Origin of the sequence: Actinoplanes sp. NPDC051513 (assembly GCF_044454685.1) — a bacterium.
GTDB lineage: Bacteria > Actinomycetota > Actinomycetes > Mycobacteriales > Micromonosporaceae > Actinoplanes.
Window position 1 is genome coordinate 1 of sequence record NZ_JBITDW010000018.1, and the last position, 20,621, is coordinate 20,621.

Genomic DNA, 20,621 nt, shown 5'->3' on the forward strand with positions numbered 1-20,621 from the left:
CCACCCGCTACGACAAACTCGCCGTCCGGTACCAGGCCACGGTCCACATCGCCGCGATCAACGAGTGGCTATGACACTTCATAAACACGCCCTAGGCCGCCAGCAGCTCCCGCAGTGACGTCGCCGGGTGCCCGCTGAGCGTGGCCACGTCGCCGGTCACGGTCGCGAGCTCGCCGGCGGCGATCGCGGTGTAGGTGCTCACCCAGGCGTCGACCTGCCAGCGCGGCGCCTGGTAGCGCTCCCGGGACGCGTACGCCTCATCGAGGCTCTCCGCGTGATAGCGGACGCCGCCCCCGATGATCTCCGCGACCTCGGTCAGCGTCAGGGCCTGCGGCCCGGTCATCTCGTAGGTCTTCCCGTCGTGCCGGGCGGGGTCGCGCAGCACCGCGATCGCCGCGTCCGCGATGTCGTCCTGGGCCACCACCGCGGCGCGGCCGTCACCCGCCGGCCCGCGGATCACGCCGTCCTCGCCCACCAGGAAAGGCAGGAAGTCGGCGTAGAGGTTGTCGCGCAGAAACGTGTGGCCGATCCCGCTCGCCCGGATGTGCTCCTCGGTCGCCCAGTGGTCGCGCGCCAGCGTGAACGTCGCGTCCGGCGCCGCGCCCGCGAACGACGTGTAGAGCAGGTGCCGCACGCCCGCCGCTTTCGCCGCGTCCACGAAAGTGCGGTGCTGCGCGACCCGCTCCGGCGTCTCGGCCGCCGACACCATCAGCACGGTCTCGGCGCCGCGCAGCGCCTCCTCGACGGCCTTTCCGTCGGCGTACTCGGCGACGGCCACCTCGGCGCCCTCGATCTGCGGCGCCCGCGTCGGCTGCCGCACCAGCAGTCTCATCGGGAGGCCGAGACGCCGCGCCACCCGTCCGCCGAGGCGCCCGGTCGCGCCGGAAACAACGATCAATCCCATGACTATTTTGTACGCGACGACGCGCGCACCGGCACGGCGATCCGCTCGCTGAGCTCCTCGAACGAGATGCCGAAGGTCTCCCGCACCTCGACCCCGTCCGGGGTGACGAGAAACGTCGCCAGGTCGGTGTAGATGCGGTCCACGCAGCCCACGCCGGTCAGCGGGTAGGTGCACTCCGGCACCAGCTTCGGCGTTCCGTCCTTCGCGAACAGCGTCATCATCACGAAGATGCTCTTCGCGCCGATCGCGAGGTCCATCGCCCCGCCCACCGCCGGGATCGCGCCGGGCTCCCCGGTGTGCCAGTTGGCGAGGTCGCCGCCCGCCGAGACCTGGAACGCGCCCAGCACGCACACGTCGAGATGGCCGCCGCGCATCATCGCGAACGAGTCGGCGTGGTGGAAGTACGCCGAGCCCGGCAGCTCGGTGACCGGGATCTTGCCGGCGTTGATGAGATCGGGGTCGACCTCGTCGCCCTTGGCGACCGGACCCATGTTGAGCATGCCGTTCTCGGTGTGCAGCACCACGCCCGAGTCGGCCGGCAGGTGGTCGGCGACCAGCGTCGGCTGCCCGATCCCGAGGTTCACGTACGCGCCGTGCGGGATGTCGCGGGCGATCTGCGCGGCGATCTGGTGCTTGTCGAGGCTCATGCCGCCACCACCCGGTCGACGTAGATGCTAGGTGTCACGACGGCCTCCGGATCGAGCGCGCCCGTCTCGACGATCTCGCTCACCTGCACCACCACGAGCCGGGCCGCGGTCGCCATCACCGGCCCGAAGTTCCGCGCGGTCTTGCGGTAGACGAGGTTGCCCATCCGATCCGAGCGGTACGCCCCGATCAGCGCCACGTCCCCCTTGATCGGATACTCGAGGACGTACGTGCGGCCGTCGATCTCGCGGCTCTCCTTGCCTTCGGTCAGCGGCGTGCCGACGCCGGTCGGCGAGAAGAACGCCCCGATCCCGGCCCCGGCGGCGCGCATCCGCTCGGCGAGGTTGCCCTGCGGCACCACCTCGAGCTCGATCTTCCCGGCCCGGTAGAGCCCGTCGAAGACCCACGAGTCGGTCTGCCGGGGAAACGAGCAGATCACCTTGCGCACGCGGCCCTTGGCCAGCAGCGCCGCGAGGCCGGTGTCGCCGTTGCCCGCGTTGTTGGACACCACGGTCAGGTCGCGGGCGCCCTGCTCGATCAGCGCGTCGACGAGCTGCACCGGCATGCCGGCCAGGCCGAAGCCACCGATCAGCACGGTCGACCCGTCCTCGATGCCCGCGACCGCCTCGGCCGTGTTCTCGCAGATGGTCGTTGTCATGACACGTTCTCCAGCACCACGGCGAGGGCCTGGCCCACGCCGATGCAGATGGCCGCCACGCCGTAGCGCTCGCCCGAGTCGCGCAGCCGCGCCGCGAGGGTGCCGAGGATCCGGCCCCCGGAGGCGCCCAGTGGGTGTCCGATGGCGATCGCGCCGCCCTTGGCGTTGACGATCGCGGGGTCGATGCCCCACGCGTCGACGCAGGCGATCGACTGCACGGCGAACGCCTCGTTGAGCTCGACCGCGGCGACCTCGGCCCAGGTGATGCCGGCCCGCTTGAGCGCTCGCTCGGCCGCCTCGACCGGCGCGTACCCGAACATCGGCGGCTCGACCGCCGACACCCCGCGCCCGGCGATCCGGGCAACCGGCGCGCTGCCGATCGCCTTCTCGGCGTTCGCCGAGCCGAGCAGCACCGCGGAGGCTCCGTCGTTCAGCGGCGAGGCGTTCCCCGCCGTGATCGTGCCGGTCGGGCGGAACGAGGGCTTGAGCCCGGCCAGCTTCTGGGCCGACGATCCCGGCCGGATGCCCTCGTCGCGGACCAGGTCGACGCTCGGCACCGGCACGACGAGCTCGTCGTAGAAGCCCGCCGTCCACGCCGCGTCGGCCAGGTTGTGCGAGCGGGCCGCGAACTCGTCCTGCCGCTCCCGGGAGATCCCGAACTTCTCGCCGAGCAGCTCGTTGGCCTCGCCCAGCGAGACCGTCCACTCCTTCGGCATGTTCTCGTTGACCAGCCGCCAGCCCAGCGTGGTCGACACCGCCGTGACGTTCCCGGCCGGGAAGGCGCGCGACGGCTTGGGCAGCACCCACGGCGCCCGCGTCATCGACTCGACGCCGCCGGTCAGCACCACATCGGCGTCCCCGGTCTCGATCGCCCGCGACCCGATGATCGCCGCGTCGAGCGAGGAGCCGCAGAGCCGGTTGACCGTGGTCGCGGGCACCTCGACGGGCAGCCCCGCCAGCAGCACGGCCATGCGGCCGACGTTCCGGTTGTCCTCGCCGGCCTGGTTGGCGCAGCCCCACACCACGTCGCCGATCACCGACGGGTCGAGCCCGGGCGTCTTGCCCAGCACACCCTTGATGGCGATCGCGGCGAGGTCGTCCGGGCGCACCTCGGCGAGGGCGCCGCCGAACCGGCCGAACGGCGTGCGGGCGGCGGCGTAGAGGTAGGCGGAGTTCACGTCCTCCAACCTACGACCATTCCACCGATTGACTCCAATACTGAATCAAACCCCATTGATAACGTGCGGGTATGGAACTGCGCCACCTGCGCTCCTTCGAGGCGCTGGCCGCCGAGCGCCACTTCGGTCGCGCCGCGACCCGCCTGCACATGGCCCAGCCGGCGCTGTCCCAGCAGATCAAACAGCTGGAACGCGAGCTGGGCGTGGAACTGGTCGCCCGCACCACCCGCCGCGTCGACCTCACCGACGCCGGCCGCCGCTTCGCCGACCACTGCCGGGCGGTCCTCGGCTCGGTCGATCGAGCCGCCACCGACATGGCCCTGGTGGCGGCCGGCCGCGCGGGCCGGGTGTCGCTAGGGTTCATCGGCACCGCCACCTACGACCTGCTGCCCCTGGCCGCCCGCGAGATCCGCGACGCCCTGCCGGGCGTCCGGCTGGACCTGCACGGCGAGCTGCTGAGCCCCGCGTTGCGGGCCGGCCTGCTGGACGGCGCCTTCGACCTGGTGGTCCTGCGCCCCGACGGCGTTGCCCGCCCCGAGCTGGACATCCACGTGCTGCGCACCGAGCGCCTGGTCGCAGTCCTGCCCGAGCGCCACCCGCTGGCCGCCCGCCCCTCGATCGACCTGGCGGCCCTGGCCGGCGACCCGTTCGTCATGCACTTCTCCGGCCACCGATCCTCGATGCACGAGCACGTCCTGGCCGCCTGCGCGGCGGCCGGCTTCCGCCCCACCGAGATCATGGAGGTGGGCGAGACGGTCACGCTGGTCGTCTTCGTGGCGGCCGGCCTGGGCGTGGCGCTGGTGCCCGAGCCGGTCCGCCGCCTGGCGCTGGACGGCGTCGCGTACGTCGAGCTGACCGACCCGGCAACGATCGACCTGGCCCTGGCCACCCGCGCGGGCGAGACGTCCCCGGCGATCCGCCGGGTGGCCGAGATCGTCACCGCCGTCTGCGGGTCTCGCGGCCGCTGACCGCGATCTCGCCCACCGAGGCCCGAGCCGGCCCACTCGAGCCCGCGCCGGCCCACTCGAGCCCGCGCCGGCCCACTCGAGCCCGCGCCGGCCCACCCGAGCCCGCGCCGGCCCACCCGAGCCCGCGCCGGCCCACCCGAGCCCGCGCCGGCCCACCCGAGGTCGGCACCGGTCCACCCCGAGGCTCCGCGCCGGCCGGCCGAGTCAAGCGTCGACGTGCGGCCGCGGCTGCGTGACGCGGGCGGCGGCCCTGTCCAGCAAGCGGAGAACGTCTTCCCTGGACCGGTGGTCCCGGTCGTTCCATGTGGTCAGATCGCGGACGCGGGCGGCGCGCACCAAGGGCGGGCACAGCGGCCCGACCGGGTCGGCGCCGGTCGGCGTACCCGCGTCGAAAAGCGTGAGCCACAAAGCGTCGATGGCGGGGTAGGCGTGCTCGGGGCGGGGGCTTTGCTGCCAGGCCCCGTGCAGCACCGCGCCGACCAGGCACGCGCCGGTGACCTGGCTGTGATCGAGCCGGCCCGGGAGGAACCGGTGCCGGGCCGGCCGGCGCCCGGCGGGAGTTTCCGTGACGTACCAGGTGCGCTGCACCCACCCCCGGCCGACCACGCCCCGAGCCGCGGTGAGCACGGCCAGGGCATCGTCACGCCGCCGACTGCCCGGGCTCGCCGGCTCCGGTGGATGGGGCTCGCCGGCCGACGGCAGCAGAGCGGCCTTGGCCGCCGAGACGAGCTGGGCCACCGGCCCGGCCGGATGCGTCGAGGTCATCGTTTTCGACACGCTTACCTCCCGATCGAGGGGCGTTGCGACTTCATTCTCCGCGCCGACCCTCGCGCCGAGAAGACGTCGTGTGCCAAGCATGGCGCCTGAACCCGGCGCCGTCGTATGCAACTGGCACGATTTTGCTGGTCGGGGCGGTGCGCTGCCGGCTTGGGACGGCAATTCGTGCCGCAGATCGGTCATCTGACCGATTCGTTCCGGCCGCTGGTTCGCAACGATGTTCCCAGGTGCGTTGTGCGAGCTAGGAGCCGGGATGACTGGGAAGCGACCCTTGCATGTGGAGTCGACGCCGAGCGGGCCGGCCGCGGTCTGCCTGACCGTGTCCGGCGAGCTCGACGCCTACACGGCCGACGATCTGGCCCGTCAGGTGCGGGAGACGCTCGTCCTGGAGCGGCCCCGGCTCATCCTGCTCGACCTCAACCAGCTCGACTTCATCGATGTGACGGGCGTTCGGACGCTCTACGACCTGCACTTCGACGCCGCGGCCGCCGACTGCGCGCTCACCATCAGCCAGGCGCCGCGGACCACCCGCTGGATCCTCAACGTGCTCGGCCTCGACGAGTTGTTCACGATCCCGGCCCGCAGCGCGGAGCGGGCGGAGCCGGCGCCGTGCCGCCCGCGACATGCGGAACCCGGCAGTTAGGACGGGTCTTGCTGGGCGGCCCACGCCGCGATCTGGGCGCGCGACCTGAAGTCCAGCTTGGTGAGGATGTGCTCGAGGTGGGTGTTGGCAGTGCGCCGGCCGATGACCAGGCGGTCGGCGATCTGCTGGTTGGTCAGGCCCTCGGCCACCAGCGCGGCGACCTGGCGCTCGCGGCGGGTCAGCGGCGCCCAGTCCGTCCCCGGCGCGCCGGCGGCGGGCACGGCGTGGGACGGCTCGTCGAGCGCGTAGTCGATGCCCGTCTCGAGGTCGAGCCCGAGCCCGTCGGCGTAGGCGGCGTCGAAGCCGGCGTCGCCGGCCTTGTCGCGGGCCTGCTTCTCCACGGCGGCGCGGGCCGCGACCAGGTCGGGGGAGCCGAGCTGAGGTTTGCCGACGGTCTCCCAGATCCGGTGGGCCACGCCGAGCAGCCGGGCCGCCCGCCCCACTTCCCCGAGCGTGGCGGCGGCAGCGGCCAGCACGTCGACCGCCATGGCACTCCCGGAGCTGTCGCCGAGCTGCCGCTTGAAGCGCAGCGCGTCCCGGCCGTAGCTGACCGCCGCGCCCGGGTTGCCGCGGCCCATCTCGGCCAGCGCCCGCATGTAGTCGATGTAGGAGCGCATCCAACGCTCGCGGTGCTCGTCGCAGAGCGCCCAGGTCTGCTCGATGACGGCGATCTCGCGGTCGAACTCGCCGGCGAACGCGAGCGCGATGCACTGCGCGGCCAGCGCGACGAGCAGGCCGCTGCCCGGGTCGCCGGCGTCGCGGTGCAGCCGGATCGACTCCTCGGCCAGCACCAGCGCCCGCGTGGGGTCGCCCTGGAACACCGCGCACACGCTCGCGATGTACGCGAGCCAGCCGGACACGACGATGTCCGCGTGCGGCCGGCATTGCACGATCCGCGCCTCGGCGGTCGCCATGTCGCCCTGCATCGCGGCGACCCAGCCGGACACCCACAACGCCCTGGCCAGCGCCGGGCCCGAGGGGTGCTCGACTGCCAGCACCCGGTCGAGGTAGTGCCGGCCTTCCCGGGGGTGTCCACACGCGATCCAGAAGAACAACAGCGACCCGGCCAGCTCGAGCCCGGCCTCGTCGGTGAGGTTGAGATCCAGCGCCGCCCGCAGGTTCGAGTGCTCCCGGCTGAGCCGTTGATACCAGGCGACCTGGTCGGGTCCGCGCCACTGGGCGTCGAAGGACCGGGCCAGCCGCAGGTAGAAGTCGCGGTGCCGGATGCGGAACAGCTTCTCTTCGCCGCTCTCGCGCAGCAGCTCGAGTCCGTACTCGCGGATGGTGTCGAGCAGCCGGTAGCGGCCGCCCTCGCGCAGCAGGATCGACTTGTCCACCAGCCCGGCCACCAGCTGCAGGACGCCGTCGGCGGCGAGCCGGTCGTCGGCGCACACCTCCTGCGCCGCGGCCAGGTCGAAGTCGCCGGCGAACACCGACACCCGCGCCCACAGCAGGCTCTCCGAGCGGGTGCACAGCCCGTGACTCCAGTCGATCGCGGTGCGCAGCGACTCGTGCCGGCCCGCCACGCCGCCGCCGCTGAGCAGCGTGAACCGGTCGGCCAGCCGGCCCTCGAGAAGGTCGGCGATCTGCCGTACGGGCAGCACCCGGGTGCGCACGGCCGCCAGCTCGATGGCGAGCGGAATCCCGTCGAGGTCGCGGCAGAGCCGGCCCACCGCGTCCTGGTTGTTCTCGGTCAGCGCGAAGGTGGGGGAGGCGGCGCGGGCCCGCTCGGCGAACAGCGTCACCGCGGCGCCCGCCGCGGGCAGCGGCAGCAGCGGGAAGACGTGCTCGCCCTGCACGGCGAGCGGCTGCCGGCTGGTTGCCAGCACCTGGAGGCCGGGCGCCGAGCGCAGCAGCGAGTCGGCCAGCTGGGCGCACGGATCGGCCAGATGCTCGCAGGTGTCCAGCACGAGCAGCAGGCGGCGGGACTCCAGATACTCGGCGATGATCTCGGTCTGCGGCCGGGTCGACTGGTCGCGCAGCCCGAGCGTCTGCGCGACCGCCTCGGCGACCAGGCCGGCCTGGGCCAGCGGGGACAGGTCGACGAACCAGACCCCGTCGGCGAAGGCCCGCTGCACCTCGGCGGCGACCCGCAACACCGTACGCGTCTTGCCGACGCCCCCGACGCCGATGACCGTGACCAGCCGGGACGCGGTGAGCAGCCGTTTGAGCGCAGCCCGCTCGGCGTCCCGGCCGACAAAGCTGGACAGTTCCGCCGGCAGATTCCCGGTCCGGGTCACATCAACCTCGCTCGATGAGCAGACGCCCGATCCCCGGAGCATATGCCCGCGAAGTGCTCCGAATGACTCGGTCAACCCGAAGGGGTACGCCGAAGGCCCTACCGCGGCTGGACCGAATCGTCGAGCACTCTTGTCGTGGCGAGAACATCGGCGAAGCGGGCCGGGCCGAGGTCGAGGCCGCCGGGGATCCACGAGACGCCGGCGCCGGCCATGGTCGGCAGGATGTCGTCGGGAGTCAGGCCCGCCGATTGCAGGGCGCGGATCTCCCGCGGGTTCACGCCCGGGACGACCGGGCCGTTGCCCAGGTCGGTGCCGTAGCGCACGCTCCCGCCGTACTCGAGAAAACGCCGCAGATTGCCGACGGCCGTGACCAGTTCGGGGGTTGATGTGCCCCAGCCGTGGATGTCGAGCGTGCTGATCCAGCGCATGCGCTCCGCGCAGGCGCGGATGAGGCCCCGGTCCAGCGATTCGGTCCAGGGAGTGTGGGCGAGCAGGTCCGCGCCCGATTCGTACGCCAGGGCGACCGTTCCCGGACCTTCGGCGTGCACCACCACCGGGAGCCCGAGGTCGTGCGCGGCGTCGACCACGGCGGTCATCGTGAACAGCCGCAGCTGCGGCCCGCCGGCGTGCGCGGTCATCTTGACGAGGGTGGCGCCGGCCGCGTGCGCCTCCGCCACCGCGGCTTCCGCCTGGGCGGCCGAGTCGATCTCCCGCCAGCTGCCGGGCGCCGCCCACGCCCGGTCGCTCGGGTAGCCGCCCGGGGCGATCAGAAACGGTCCCGCATATCGGATGCGGGGGAGCCGGTCACCCCCTTCGCGCGCGAGTCCGGCCACCGCCGCCGGGACGCTTCCGAGGTCCCACACCCCGGCGATCCCGCCGGCCCGCACCGTGGCGAGATCGACCAGCCCCGAGTGGACGTGCGCGTCGACCAATCCCGGCAGCAGCGTTCCCGGCAGGCGGCGTATTACCGACAATTCAGAAATGTCGGAAACGGGGACCGGAGTGGCCTCACCCGACGGTTCCAGTCGCAGGGCGAGATCGGAGCGGAGATCGCCGTCCCACCACACCGACCCGGCGACGACGTACGAGCTCACAGCAGCGACCGCAGCGAGGCCAGCCCCCGATGCACCTCACCGAAGCCGAAGTCGCCGGGCGCGAGGAACTGCTCCCGGTAGGCCGCGAGCGGGTCGGCCGCGTCCAGCGCGGCGGCGCGGAACAGCAGGTCGCCGGCCGCCGGCTCCTCGGAGATCATCGGGGCACTCCGATCTCGGTGCGGACGGCGTACAGCTCGGGGAAGAACGTCAGGTCGAGCGCGGCCTTGAGGAACGCGACGCCGCTGGAGCCGCCGGTTCCGCGCTTGAACCCGATGGTCCGTTCCACGGTCTTGAGGTGCCGGAACCGCCAGAGCTGGAAGTTCTCCTCCAGGTCGACCAGCTCCTCGCACGTCTCGTAGGCGGCCCAGTGCTTCTCGGGGTCGTTGTAGATGCGCACGAACACCGGCACCAGGTCTTCGTGGAACGTCCACGGCAGGGTCACGTCGCGCCGGACCAGGTCGACCGGCACCTCGTACCCGTGCCGCGCCAGGTAGCGCAGGAACTCGTCGTAGACGCTCGGCGCCTCGAGGGCCTCGACCAGCAGCGCTTGCGCGGCCGGGTCGTCGTCGAAGATCGAGAGCATCCGCCGGTCCTTGTTGCCGAGCAGGAACTCGACCGCTCGGTACTGGTACGACTGGAAGCCCGACGACGTGCCCAGGAAGCTGCGGAACTCCGAGTACTCGCTCGGGGTCAGCGTGGCGAGCACCGACCACTGCTCGGTGAGCGTGCGCTGGATGTGCTTGACCCGGGCCAGCCCCTTGAGCGCCGGGCGAAGCTCGTCGGCGGCGAGTTTCCGCTGCACGGCGCGCAGCTCGTGCAGCACCAGCTTCAGCCAGAGCTCGGACGTCTGGTGCTGCAGGATGAACAGCAACTCGTCGTGGTGCTCGGGCACGCTGACGGGGTGCTGCGCGTTCAGGATCTCGTCGAGGCGCAGGTACTTCCCGTACGAGAGATTGACCTTGAAGTTCCGGACGATGCCGTCCTCGAGCGGTCTCTGTTCCACGTCACCAGTGTCTACTAGATGTTGGCCAATGAGCCGTCGGTGAGGATCGGCCCCCAGTACACCCACTGGCCGTCGTGCCGTACGAAGCGGCTGCGCTCGATCATGTCGCCCGGTTTGCCGTGGTCGCGGTAGTGCGCCCGGAACTCGACCACGCCCTCGGCGTCGAACATGCCGCCGCCGGCCGACTCGATGATGTCCAGGCCCACCCAGCGCAGGTGCGGGTCGGGCTCGACCGCGGCCGGCCGGGTCTCGGGGTGCCACGAGCGCAGCACGTACTCGTCGTTGTCCAGCGCGAACGCCGAGTATCGCGACCGCATCAGCGCCTCCGCGGTGGCCGGCGCGTGCCCCTGATGAGCCGGAGCGCAGCACTGGTCGTACGGGAAACCGCGCCCGCACGGGCAGGCGGTGATGGTCTTCGTCTTCCGGGCCATGTCCCCGATTCTCTCAGTTGATCTGTATCGGCCGTTATGTAACCGTGGTGTAAGCGATGACGGTCGCGCAGCGCGACGACTTAATCGCTTCAGCGCAGGAGGGCTCGCGCGTTCCCGATACAGCGCGCAACATTCCGGAAACACCCGCCGCGTCCCATTGACGTGATCTGCAAGCACTGCCGCTGGCTGAAGGCCATGCTGCAAGCCGGGGTTCGAAATTTGCAACGAACTGACGTAGGATTCCGCCGTGACCAAACGTCTGGCCGAGGTGGCCAAGAAGGCGGGCGTCAGCGAGGCCACGGTCAGCCGGGTGCTCAACGGGCGCAGCGGCGTCTCCGAGGCCACCCGCGCGTCCGTGCTCACCGCGCTCGATGTCCTGGGGTACGAGCGGCCCACCAAGCTGCGCGGCGAGCGCGGCCGGCTGGTCGGCCTCGTCCTGCCCGAGCTGCAGAACCCGATCTTCCCGGCGCTGGCCGAGGTGGTGACCGCCTCGCTGGCACAGCGCGGCTTCACCCCGCTGCTCGCGGCCCGCACGATCGGCGGCGTCCCCGAGCGCGACTACATCGAGATGCTGCTCGACCATCAGGTCTCCGGTGTGGTCTTCGCCGGTGGGTCGTACGCGCTGGCCGACGCCGAGCACAGCCACTACCGCGCGCTGACCGACCGCCGCATGCCGGTCGTCATGGTCAACGCCGGCGTCGACGACCTGGGCTTCCCGCACATCTCGACCGACGACGCGGTGGCCGTCGAGCAGGCGTACGGCCATCTGAAGTCCCTGGGCCACCAGCGCATCGGCATGGTGATGGGCCCCGAGGACCACATGCCGTCCCGCCGCAAGCTGGCCGGCCTCCAGAAGATCGCGGGCGACGACTGGCACGTCGAGCGCACCAACTTCTCGATGGAGAGCGCCCGCCTGGCCGCGGCCCGCTTGATCGAGCGCGGCGTGACCGGCATGATCTGCGCGTCCGACGTGCTCGCGCTCGGCTCGATCCGCGCCGCCCGCCGCCTCGGCCTCGACGTGCCGAAGGACGTCTCGGTTGTCGGTTACGACGACTCGGCCCTGATGACCTGCACCGATCCGCCGCTGACCACCGTGCGGCAGCCCATCGAGATGATGGGCCAGGCGGCGGTCGACCTGCTCGTCAACCAGATCGAGGGCAGCGGCGTCGCCGCCGACGAGTTGCTGTTCGAGCCGGAGCTCGTCGTGCGCGGGTCGACCGCGCCGGCGCCGGCGGGCTGACCAGGCAATATTCCTAAACGAAGGGCGGGCCATCGGCCCGCCCTTCGTCGTTCCCGGGTTTTTGCAAAGCCGTCGTGTTTTTTCTTCTTGCAGTCGCCTTCTTGCGGGCTGCCGTTTGACTTTGTATCGTCACCTCCACGAAACATGGCGACGAGACCCAGGTCACATGGGCCTCGCGCAGTGACGACCCCGCAGCTCAGAGCAGTTCCTCCGATACTTTCGTTCCCGAAGGGATGGACAGATGTCCGTACCGCAGTACAAGAGGGCCGCGGCGATCGCCCTCGCGGCCGGCCTGGGATTCAGCATCGCGGCGTGTTCCACGAAGGGCAGTGACGACTCCGGGAAGGACGCGGCCGGCAAGACCGTCATCACGGTCGACTGCCAGCCGGACGGCTCCCAGAAGGACCTGCTCGCCAACTGGAACGCGGACGTCGCCGAGTTCGAGAAGCAGAACCCCGACGTCACGATCAAGAGCGTCAGCGTCGGCCAGCAGTGCAACAACCCGCCGGACTTCACCGCCCGCCTCACCGGCGGCACGATGACCGACGTCTTCTACGGGTACATGACCGACCTGCAGCAGGTGCTGGACTCGGGCCAGGCGATGGACATCACCCAGTACGCGACCAAGGACAACATCGCGACCTGGGACAGCATCGACCCGGCGCTCAAGGCGGTCTTCACCGACAACGGCAAGATCTACGCCATCCCGACCAAGAACTACTCGATGGGTCTGCTCTACAACAAGACCCTGTTCCAGAAGGCCGGCCTCGACGTCGCCAGCCCGCCCAAGACGTGGCCCGAGGTCCGGGCCGCGGCCAAGAAGATCTCCGCGCTCGGCGGCGGCGTCGCCGGCTACTCCGAGTACAGCGCGGGCAACACCGGTGGCTGGCACTTCACCGCCGAGCTCTACTCGCAGGGCGGCCAGATCCTGAGCGCCGACAACAAGAAGGCCGACTTCAACAACGCCCAGGGCAAGCAGGTCCTGCAGAACCTCAAGGACATGCGGTACGGCGACAACAGCATGGGCAGCCGCCAGCTGCTCCAGTGGGCCGACCTGCTGACCAACGCGGCCGCCGGCAAGGTGGGCATGTTCGTCGGCGCGCCGGACGCCACCACCGCGATCGTCCAGCAGTTCCAGGGCAAGTACGACGAGTGGGCGATGGCCCCGATGCCCGGCCAGGACGGCGCCGCCAAGGGCACGCTCGGCGGCGGCGAGGGCTACTTCTTCCGCAAGGACCTCTCCCCGGAGCAGGTCAAGGCCGGTCTCAAGTGGATCGCCTTCGAGAAGCTGACCCCGGGCAAGGGCCAGTTCGACTACGCCCGGGCCAAGCCGCAGAACCAGCCGGTGGGCCTGCCCCAGCCGCTGCTGTTCGCCAACGGCAGCGACGCGCAGAAGCAGGAGCTCGACGCGCGTAAGGCCAACCAGAACGTGCCGAGCGAGAACTTCGCGCTCTTCGAGGCCACCCCGGTCGCGATCAAGGGTGAGCCGGCCAACGCCCAGGCGATCTACGCGGTGCTCGACAGTGCGATGTCCGGGGTGCTGACCAACCCCAACGCCAACGTCGACGAGCTGCTCAAGACGGCCGAGACCAAGACCAACCAGCTCCTGGCCTCGAACGGCTGATCGGACGAGTGCGGGGGCGTCAAGCCCCCGCACCCCTTCTTGAAAGCAGGAGTTTTCGTTGGCGACGATCACCAGCGTCCCGGAGACGAGCCGGAAGCAACGGGTCTACGCCGGAGCCAAACCGCAGACCAGGCGCGGCCGCAAGCTGCGGGACAACCTCACCGGCTACGCGTTCCTGATCGGGGCGATCTTCTGCTTCGCCCTGTTCCAGTGGTTCCCGATGATCCGCGGCATCGTGATGAGCTTCCAGCACACGAAGCGTGGCGTGACCACGTGGGTGGGCTTCGACAACTTCGTGCGGATCGTCCAGGACCCGAGCTTCTGGACCGCCTGGAAGAACACCTTCTACTTCACGGTCCTCGCGCTCGTCCTCGGCTACGTCGTCCCGTTCGTGGTGGCGATCCTGCTCAACGAGCTGCGGCACGGGAAGGGCTACCTGCGCATCCTGGTCTACCTGCCGGTGATGCTGCCGCCGGCCTCGGCGCTGTTCCTGTTCAAGTACTACGCGTACGACCCCAGCGACGCCGGCCTGTTCAACGCGATCCTCAGGTTCTTCCACCTGCCCACGTCGGAGTGGATGCAGTCGCCGACCGCCACCATGCCGGCCATGGTGATCGCGTCGACCTGGATGAACATGGGCGCCGCGGTCCTGGTCTACCTCGCGGCGCTGCAGAACATCCCCGGCGAGCTGTACGAGGCGGCCGAGCTCGACGGGGCCGGCATCCTGCGCCGGATCTGGAACGTGACGATCCCGCAGACCCGGCTCATCCTCGCGTTGCTGGCGATGCTCCAGATCGTTGCCACCATGCAGGTCTTCATCGAGCCCCTGATCCTGGCCAACGGCGCCGGCACCCAGGACTCGGCGACCTCGGTCGCGTACCTGATCTACCAGCACGGCTTCTTCCAGAACGACCTGAACGGCGCCGCGGCGCTCGGCGTGATCATGCTCCTGGTGCTGGCCGTCTTCTCCGCCGTGTACGTGCGGCTGACCACGAAGCAGGACTGAGATGACACGGACCCTTATCTCGCAGGCCCAGCTCCAGCGCGGCCGGGGCAAGTTCCTCTACTGGACGATTCTCGTCTCGGTCATCGTCGTCTTCACGCTGGTCTTCATCGGGCCGCTGTACTGGATGGTCACCGGCGCGCTCAAGAGCGGCCAGGAGATCGCGCAGACCCCGCCCACGCTGTGGCCCCAGGATCCGCAGACGCAGAACTACGCCGACGCGTGGAACAACCTGAACCTCGCGAAGCTGATGTTCAACACCTTCTACTACGCGGTCGGCGCGGTCTTCTTCCAGCTCGTGTTCGACACCGCCGCCGCGTACGCGCTCTCCAAGCTCCGCCCGATCTTCGGCAACGTCGTCCTCGCCCTCATGCTCGCGACGCTGATGATCCCGGCGATGGTGGTGATCGTCCCGCAGTACGTGACCGCGATCGACCTGCCGTTCGTGCACGCCAGCCTGATCGACTCGCCGTGGGCGATCTGGCTGCCGCTGGTCGCCAACGCGTTCAACATCTTCCTGCTGAAGCGGTTCTTCGACTCGATCCCCGAGGACCTGATCGCCGCGGCCATGGTGGACGGCGCGTCCCCGCTGCGCACGCTGTGGTCGGTGATCCTGCCGATGTCGCGCCCGATCCTCGGCGTGGTGTCGATCTTCGCGGTCACGTACGTGTGGAAGGACTTCCTCTGGCCGAAGCTGGTCATGCCCTCGCCCGAGACCCGCACGCTCAGCGTCGGCATCTACGCCTTCTCCGGCGGCACCCCGATGAACGTGGTCGTCGCCGCCTCGGTCATCGCCGCGATCCCGACGGTGATCATCTTCCTGATCTTCCAGCGCAACATCATGTCGGGCTTGACGGCAGGAAGTCTCAAGGGCTGACGCCCTCTTTCTGAAATATCAGCAAAAATCCTCGTCCGGCCGTGCCGGGCTTAGCTACCCATGTAGAAAGCAGGTACCTGTGTCCACAACAGACGGCAGTCCGTGGTGGAGGAGCGCGGTTATCTACCAGGTGTACCCGCGGAGCTTCGCCGACTCGGACGGCGACGGCGTCGGGGACATCGACGGCATCCGCTCGCACCTGGGGCACCTGCGCGACCTCGGCATCGACGCGATCTGGATGAGCCCGTGGTACCCGTCGCCGATGGCCGACGCCGGCTACGACGTGGCCGACTTCCGCGACATCGACCCGGTCTTCGGCTCGCTCGCCAAGGCCGAGGCGCTGATCGAGGAGGCGCACGCGGTCGGCATCCGGATGATCGTCGACATCGTCCCGAACCACATCTCCAGCGAGCACCCGTGGTTCAAGGCGGCGCTGGCCTCGCCGGACGCGCCGGAACGCGAGTACTTCTGGTTCCGGCCGGGCCGCGGCCCGAACGGTGACGAGATGCCGACGGACTGGCGAGGGGAGTTCGGCGGCACGACCTGGACCCGTACGCCCGATGGTCTTTGGTATCTGCATCTGTTCACGCCCGAGCAGCCGGACCTCAACTGGGATCACCCCGACGTCCGCGCCGAGTTCGAGAGCATCCTGCGCTTCTGGTTCGACCGCGGCGTCGACGGCATCCGCATCGACTCGGCGGCGCTGCTCTTCAAGGACAAGGCCCTGCCCGAGGTACGCGACGGGGAGCCCCATCCGTTCCACGACCTCGACGAGGTGCACGACGTCTACCGCGCCTGGCGGCGGGTCGCCGACACGTACGGCGGCGACCGCGCCCTGATCGGCGAGGTCTGGCTGCCCGAGGTCGACCGGTTCGCCAACTACCTGCGCCCCGACGAGCTGCACCAGGCGTTCAACTTCCTGTTCCTCGGCTGCGCGTGGGACCCCGCGCTCATGCGCGAGTGCATCGACGCCACCCTCGACGCGCACGCCGCGATCGACGCCCCCGCCACCTGGGTGCTGTCCAACCACGACGTCACCCGGCACGTCACCCGGTACGGCCGCGCGGACACCACGTTCAGCTTCGACAACAACCTCGACGGCACCCCGGTCGACCTCGAGCTGGGCACCCGCCGCGCCCGCGCCGCCGCCCTGCTCTCCCTGTCGCTGCCCGGCGCCACCTACATCTACCAGGGCGAGGAGCTCGGCCTCTGGGAGAACGAGAACATCCCGCCCGAGCAGTACCAGGACCCGATGTGGGCGCGGCGCGGGCACAGCCGCGACGGCTGCCGGGTGCCGCTGCCGTGGAGCGGCGACGAGCAGCCGTTCGGCTTCACCACCGGCACCCCGTGGCTGCCCCAGCCCGCCGAGTGGAAGGACCGCACCGCCCAGGCGCAGACCGGCGACCCCAGCTCGATGCTCGAGCTGTACCGGGACGCGATCCGGCTGCGACCCGGCCTTCGCCACCCCGAAATGGCCTGGCTCGACCTGCACCCCCAGGTCCTCGCCTTCACCCGCGGCGCGGACTTCGCCTGTGTCGTCAACATGTCCGGCGATTCCATCCCCCTGCCGGACCACGAGACCGCCCTGCTCGCCAGTGGCCCGCTCGACGGTGACCGCCTCCCCCAGGACACCGCCGTCTGGCTGCGCTTGCGTTGATTTTCGAGGCGCCGGATCCGCCGCCGGCGCCCCTGGAAAGAGCAGGAGGAGCACCATCCCCGGGGGGCTTTTCACGGAAGAAAGGCACCGCTCCCGCCATGCCGAGACTCAGAAGACGACTCCTGGCCGCCGCCGCGGCCGTAGGGGTCGTGGCCGCAGTCCTCACCGCACCCACCCTCGCGTCCGCCGCCGGACCCAACCTGGCCGCCGGCAAGACCTTCTCCGCCAGCAGCTTCACCGACGTCTACGGGGCCGGCAACGCCGGCGACGGCAACGCCAACACGTACTGGGAGAGCAACAACAACGCGTTCCCGCACTGGCTGCAGGTCGACCTGGGCACGGCCGTCTCGGTCAACCAGGTCGTCCTCAAGCTCCCGCCGGCCACCGCCTGGGCGACCCGCACCGAGACGCTGTCCGTCTCGAGCAGCTCCGACGGCTCGTCGTTCAGCACGCTCAAGGCGTCGGCCGGTTACGTGTTCAACCCGGCCTCGGGCAACACGGTCACCGTCGATTTCACCGCGGCCACCGCGCGCTTCGTGCGGCTGACCTTCACCGGCAACACTGGCTGGCCCGCCGGGCAGCTCTCCGAGCTCGAGGTCTACGGCCCGGTCACCGGCGACACCGTGGCGCCCAGCGCGCCCGGCAACCTCGCCTACACCCAGCCGGCGAGCGGGCAGATCCGGCTCACCTGGTCGGCCTCGACCGACAACGTCGGCGTCACCGGCTACGACGTGTACGCCAACAACGTGCTGCGCACCAGCGTCGGCTCGGGCGTGCTGACCTACACCGACAGCCAGCCCGACACCGCTACCGTCGCCTACTACGTGAAGGCGAAGGACGCGGCCGGCAACGTGTCGGCGGCCAGCAACACGGTCACCCGCAACGGCAGCGGCGGCACCGGCACCAACCTCGCGCTGAACAAGCCGATCGAGGCGTCCTCGACGGTGTTCACCTTCGTGGCGGCCAACGCGAACGACAACAACACCGCCACCTACTGGGAGGGCAGCGCGTACCCGGCGAACCTGACCGTGCAGCTGGGCGCCAACGCCTCGCTGCAGCAGGTCGTGGTCAAGCTGAACCCGGACAGCAGCTGGGGCACGCGGCAGCAGACGTTCTCGGTCCTCGGCCGGGAGCAGAGCTCGTCGGCGTTCACCACGCTGGTGGGTGCGGCGACGTACACCTTCAACCCGGCCTCGGGCAACACGGTGACCATCCCGGTGAGCGGAACCGCTGCGGACCTCCGACTCTCCTTCACCGCGAACACCGGCGCGCCCAGCGGCCAGGTTGCCGAGCTCCAGGTGATCGGCGTGGCCGCGCCCAACCCGGACCTCACGGTCACCGGCATCACGTCGTCCCCGGCCGCCCCGGTCGAGACCGACGCGATCACGCTGTCCGCGACCGTCCGCAATAGCGGGACCGCGGCTTCGGGCGCAACCAACGTCAACCTCTACCTGGGTACGACGAAGGTCGGCACCGCCACCGTGGCGGCCCTCGCGGCGGGCGCCTCGGCGACCGTCTCGGCCAACATCGGCGCCAAGGACGCCGGCACCTACGCGCTGACCGCGAAGGTCGACGAGTCCAACACGGTGATCGAGACCAACGAGGCGAACAACTCGTTCACGTCCTCGTCCAACCTGGTCGTCACGCCGGTCTCCAGCTCCGACCTGATCGCGTCGGTGGTCTCCTGGTCGCCCGGCAACCCGGCCGCCGGCAACACGGTCACCTTCTCGGTCACCATCAAGAACCAGGGCTCGGCGGCCTCGGCTTCCGGCGCCCACGGCGTCACCCTGACCGTTCTGAACGGCTCGACGGTCGTCAGGACGCTGACCGGCTCCTACACCGGGACGCTGGCCGCCGGCGCGTCCTCGCCCGCTCTGAACCTGGGCACCTGGACGGCCGTCAACGGGAAGTACACGGTTCGCACCGTCATCGCGGTCGACGCCAACGAGCTGTCCGTCAAACAAGCCAACAACACTTCGGACAAGCCGTTCTTTGTCGGTCGTGGGGCCAATATGCCTTATGACATGTACGAGGCCGAGGACGGTTCCCTCGGCGGCGGAGCGGCGATCGTCGGCCCTAACCGAACGGTCGGTAACCTGGCCGGGGAGGCCTCCGGGCGCAAGGCCGTGACGCTCAACCAGACCGGCGCGTACGTGCAGTGGACCAGCCGCGCGGCCACGAACACGGTCGTCGCCCGGTTCTCCATCCCCGACGGCACGACCAGCTCGATCAACGTGTACGTGAACGGCGCCCTCAACAAGACCCTGCCGCTCACCTCGAAGTACGCGTGGCTCTACGGCAACGAGACGGCGCCGCAGAACTCGGGCTCCGACCCGCGGCACATCTACGACGAGGCGAACATCCTGCTCACCGGCTCGTTCCCGGCCGGCAGCACGATCAAGCTCCAGAAGGACGGCGCCAACTCCGGCTCCATCGCGATCGACTTCATCAACCTCGAGCAGGTCGCGGCGCTCGCCAACCCGGACGCCGCCAGGTACGTCGTGCCGACCGGCTTCGACCAGCAGTCGGTGCAGAACGCGCTGGACACGGCCCGGCAGGACACCACCAAGCTCGGCGTCTACCTGCCGGCCGGTGACTACCAGGTCTCCAGCAAACTCCAGGTGTACGGCCGGCCGATCGTGGTCACCGGCGCGGGCCCCTGGTACACCCGCTTCCTCGCCCCCACCACCCAGACCGAGACCGACGCCGGCTTCCGGGCCGACGCGGGCGCGAACGGCTCCACGTTCAAGAACTTCGCGTACTTCGGCAACTACACGATCCGCATCGACGGCCCCGGCAAGGTCTTCGACTTCTCCAACGTCAGCGGCATCACCATCGACAACATCTGGGCCGAGCACGTGGTCTGCCTGTACTGGGGCGCGAACACCGACAACATGGTGATCAAGAACTCGCGCATCCGGGACACATTCGCCGACGGCATCAACATGACCAACGGCAGCACCGGCAACCTGGTCGACAACAACGAGGCCCGGGCGACCGGCGACGACAGCTTCGCGCTGTTCTCGGCGATCGACGCGGGCGGCGCCGACGAGATCAACAACACCTACCAGAACCTCACGTCGATCCTGACGTGGCGGGCGGCCGGTGTCGCGGTCTACGGCGGCTACGCCAACACGTTCAAGAACATCTACATCGCCGACACCCTGGTCTACTCGGGCATCACGATCAGCTCGCTGGACTTCGGCTACCCGATGAACGGCTTCGGCGCCAACCCGCCGACGGTGTTCGACAACATCTCGATCGTCCGGGCCGGCGGCCACTTCTGGGGCGCGCAGACCTTCCCGGCGATCTGGATCTTCAGCGCGTCGAAGGTGTTCCAGGGCATCCGGGTCAGCAACGTCGACATCGTCGATCCGACCTACTCCGGAATCATGTTCCAGACCAACTACGTGGGCGGCCAGCCGCAGAATCCGATCAAGGACACCACGTTCACCAACATCACCATCAGCGGCGCCCAGAAGAGCGGCGACGCGTACGACGCCAAGTCCGGCTTCGGCCTCTGGGCCAACCCGCTCCCCGAGACCGGCCAGGGCCCCGCGGTCGGCTCGGTGACCTTCACCAACCTGCAGTTCAGCAACAACTTCCGGGACATCGAGAACCAGACCAGCACGTTCACCATCACTCGCAACTGAGCCGACCCGCAGCGGAAAACCCATGC

The 20,621-nt window shown here is 70.0% G+C and carries 18 protein-coding genes; 8 read left to right on the plus strand and 10 right to left on the minus strand.

Annotation, left to right across the window (positions count from 1 at the left end):
* Positions 1-91: 91 nt before the first annotated feature.
* The 4 genes from ACIA5D_RS37395 to ACIA5D_RS37410 are packed head-to-tail and all read right to left on the minus strand — an operon-like array spanning position 92 to position 3,385.
* Positions 92-904 carry an SDR family oxidoreductase gene (locus ACIA5D_RS37395; RefSeq protein ID WP_396035202.1) on the minus strand — a complete coding sequence of 271 codons (813 nt, stop codon included), beginning with the start codon at positions 902-904 and terminating at the stop codon, positions 92-94.
* Positions 905-906: 2 nt separating this feature from the next.
* A complete protein-coding gene (locus ACIA5D_RS37400; protein ID WP_396035203.1) occupies positions 907-1,551 on the minus strand; it encodes a 3-oxoacid CoA-transferase subunit B in 645 nt (214 codons plus the stop codon).
* The gene (locus tag ACIA5D_RS37405; protein ID WP_396035204.1) at positions 1,548-2,207 is read right to left on the minus strand and encodes a 3-oxoacid CoA-transferase subunit A; all 660 of its coding nucleotides are present in this window, start codon (positions 2,205-2,207) and stop codon (positions 1,548-1,550) included. The genes ACIA5D_RS37400 and ACIA5D_RS37405 overlap by 4 nt, the downstream gene beginning before the upstream one ends.
* Positions 2,204-3,385 carry a thiolase family protein gene (locus ACIA5D_RS37410; protein WP_396035205.1) on the minus strand — a complete coding sequence of 394 codons (1,182 nt, stop codon included), beginning with the start codon at positions 3,383-3,385 and terminating at the stop codon, positions 2,204-2,206. Before ACIA5D_RS37410 ends, ACIA5D_RS37405 begins: the two co-directional genes overlap by 4 nt.
* A 71-nt stretch (positions 3,386-3,456) precedes the next feature.
* Here ACIA5D_RS37410 and ACIA5D_RS37415 point away from each other — a divergent pair, with 71 nt between their 5' ends.
* The gene (locus ACIA5D_RS37415) at positions 3,457-4,353 is read left to right on the plus strand and encodes a LysR family transcriptional regulator (RefSeq protein ID WP_396035206.1); all 897 of its coding nucleotides are present in this window, start codon (positions 3,457-3,459) and stop codon (positions 4,351-4,353) included.
* A 204-nt stretch (positions 4,354-4,557) separates the two neighbouring features.
* Here ACIA5D_RS37415 and ACIA5D_RS37420 read toward each other — a convergent pair whose 3' ends face one another.
* Entirely contained in the window at positions 4,558-5,130 is a 573-nt protein-coding gene (locus tag ACIA5D_RS37420; RefSeq protein ID WP_396035207.1) for a hypothetical protein, read from the minus strand.
* Between the two features lie 253 nt (positions 5,131-5,383).
* Here ACIA5D_RS37420 and ACIA5D_RS37425 point away from each other — a divergent pair, with 253 nt between their 5' ends.
* Complete coding sequence (locus ACIA5D_RS37425; RefSeq protein WP_396035208.1) at positions 5,384-5,773, plus strand: STAS domain-containing protein; 390 nt, start codon at positions 5,384-5,386, stop codon at positions 5,771-5,773.
* Here ACIA5D_RS37425 and ACIA5D_RS37430 read toward each other — a convergent pair.
* The 5 genes from ACIA5D_RS37430 to ACIA5D_RS37450 all read right to left on the minus strand — a co-directional run bounded on the left by ACIA5D_RS37430 (position 5,770) and on the right by ACIA5D_RS37450 (position 10,541).
* Positions 5,770-8,013, minus strand: a complete 2,244-nt coding sequence (locus ACIA5D_RS37430; protein WP_396035210.1) for an ATP-binding protein — start codon at positions 8,011-8,013, stop codon at positions 5,770-5,772. The two genes, ACIA5D_RS37425 and ACIA5D_RS37430, sit on opposite strands and share 4 nt — an antisense overlap.
* A 98-nt stretch (positions 8,014-8,111) precedes the next feature.
* Positions 8,112-9,107 (minus strand): amidohydrolase, encoded by a 996-nt coding sequence (locus tag ACIA5D_RS37435; RefSeq protein WP_396035211.1) that lies wholly within the window; start codon positions 9,105-9,107, stop codon positions 8,112-8,114.
* Positions 9,104-9,265: a hypothetical protein gene (locus ACIA5D_RS37440; RefSeq protein ID WP_396035212.1), complete on the minus strand. Its 162-nt coding sequence runs from the start codon at positions 9,263-9,265 to the stop codon at positions 9,104-9,106. The genes ACIA5D_RS37435 and ACIA5D_RS37440 overlap by 4 nt, the downstream gene beginning before the upstream one ends.
* Positions 9,262-10,110 (minus strand): tryptophan 2,3-dioxygenase, encoded by an 849-nt coding sequence (locus ACIA5D_RS37445; RefSeq protein ID WP_396035213.1) that lies wholly within the window; start codon positions 10,108-10,110, stop codon positions 9,262-9,264. Before ACIA5D_RS37445 ends, ACIA5D_RS37440 begins: the two co-directional genes overlap by 4 nt.
* Before the next feature lie 14 nt (positions 10,111-10,124).
* Positions 10,125-10,541: a YchJ family protein gene (locus ACIA5D_RS37450; protein WP_396035214.1), complete on the minus strand. Its 417-nt coding sequence runs from the start codon at positions 10,539-10,541 to the stop codon at positions 10,125-10,127.
* A 247-nt stretch (positions 10,542-10,788) separates the two neighbouring features.
* Between ACIA5D_RS37450 and ACIA5D_RS37455 the strand changes: the two genes are divergently transcribed.
* The 6 genes from ACIA5D_RS37455 to ACIA5D_RS37480 all read left to right on the plus strand — a co-directional run bounded on the left by ACIA5D_RS37455 (position 10,789) and on the right by ACIA5D_RS37480 (position 20,595).
* Positions 10,789-11,781, plus strand: coding sequence for a LacI family DNA-binding transcriptional regulator (locus ACIA5D_RS37455; RefSeq protein ID WP_396035215.1), 993 nt, complete (start codon positions 10,789-10,791; stop codon positions 11,779-11,781).
* 241 nt (positions 11,782-12,022) lie between these two features.
* Entirely contained in the window at positions 12,023-13,405 is a 1,383-nt protein-coding gene (locus ACIA5D_RS37460; RefSeq protein ID WP_396035216.1) for an ABC transporter substrate-binding protein, read from the plus strand.
* A gap of 58 nt (positions 13,406-13,463) precedes the next feature.
* A complete protein-coding gene (locus tag ACIA5D_RS37465; RefSeq protein WP_396035217.1) occupies positions 13,464-14,411 on the plus strand; it encodes a carbohydrate ABC transporter permease in 948 nt (315 codons plus the stop codon).
* Position 14,412: 1 nt separating this feature from the next.
* On the plus strand, positions 14,413-15,285 hold the full coding sequence (locus ACIA5D_RS37470; protein ID WP_396035218.1) for a carbohydrate ABC transporter permease: 873 nt from the start codon (positions 14,413-14,415) through the stop codon (positions 15,283-15,285).
* A 79-nt stretch (positions 15,286-15,364) separates the two neighbouring features.
* Positions 15,365-16,942, plus strand: coding sequence for an alpha-amylase family glycosyl hydrolase (locus ACIA5D_RS37475; RefSeq protein ID WP_396035219.1), 1,578 nt, complete (start codon positions 15,365-15,367; stop codon positions 16,940-16,942).
* A gap of 98 nt (positions 16,943-17,040) precedes the next feature.
* On the plus strand, positions 17,041-20,595 hold the full coding sequence (locus ACIA5D_RS37480) for a CARDB domain-containing protein (protein WP_396035220.1): 3,555 nt from the start codon (positions 17,041-17,043) through the stop codon (positions 20,593-20,595).
* Positions 20,596-20,621 lie beyond the last annotated feature (26 nt).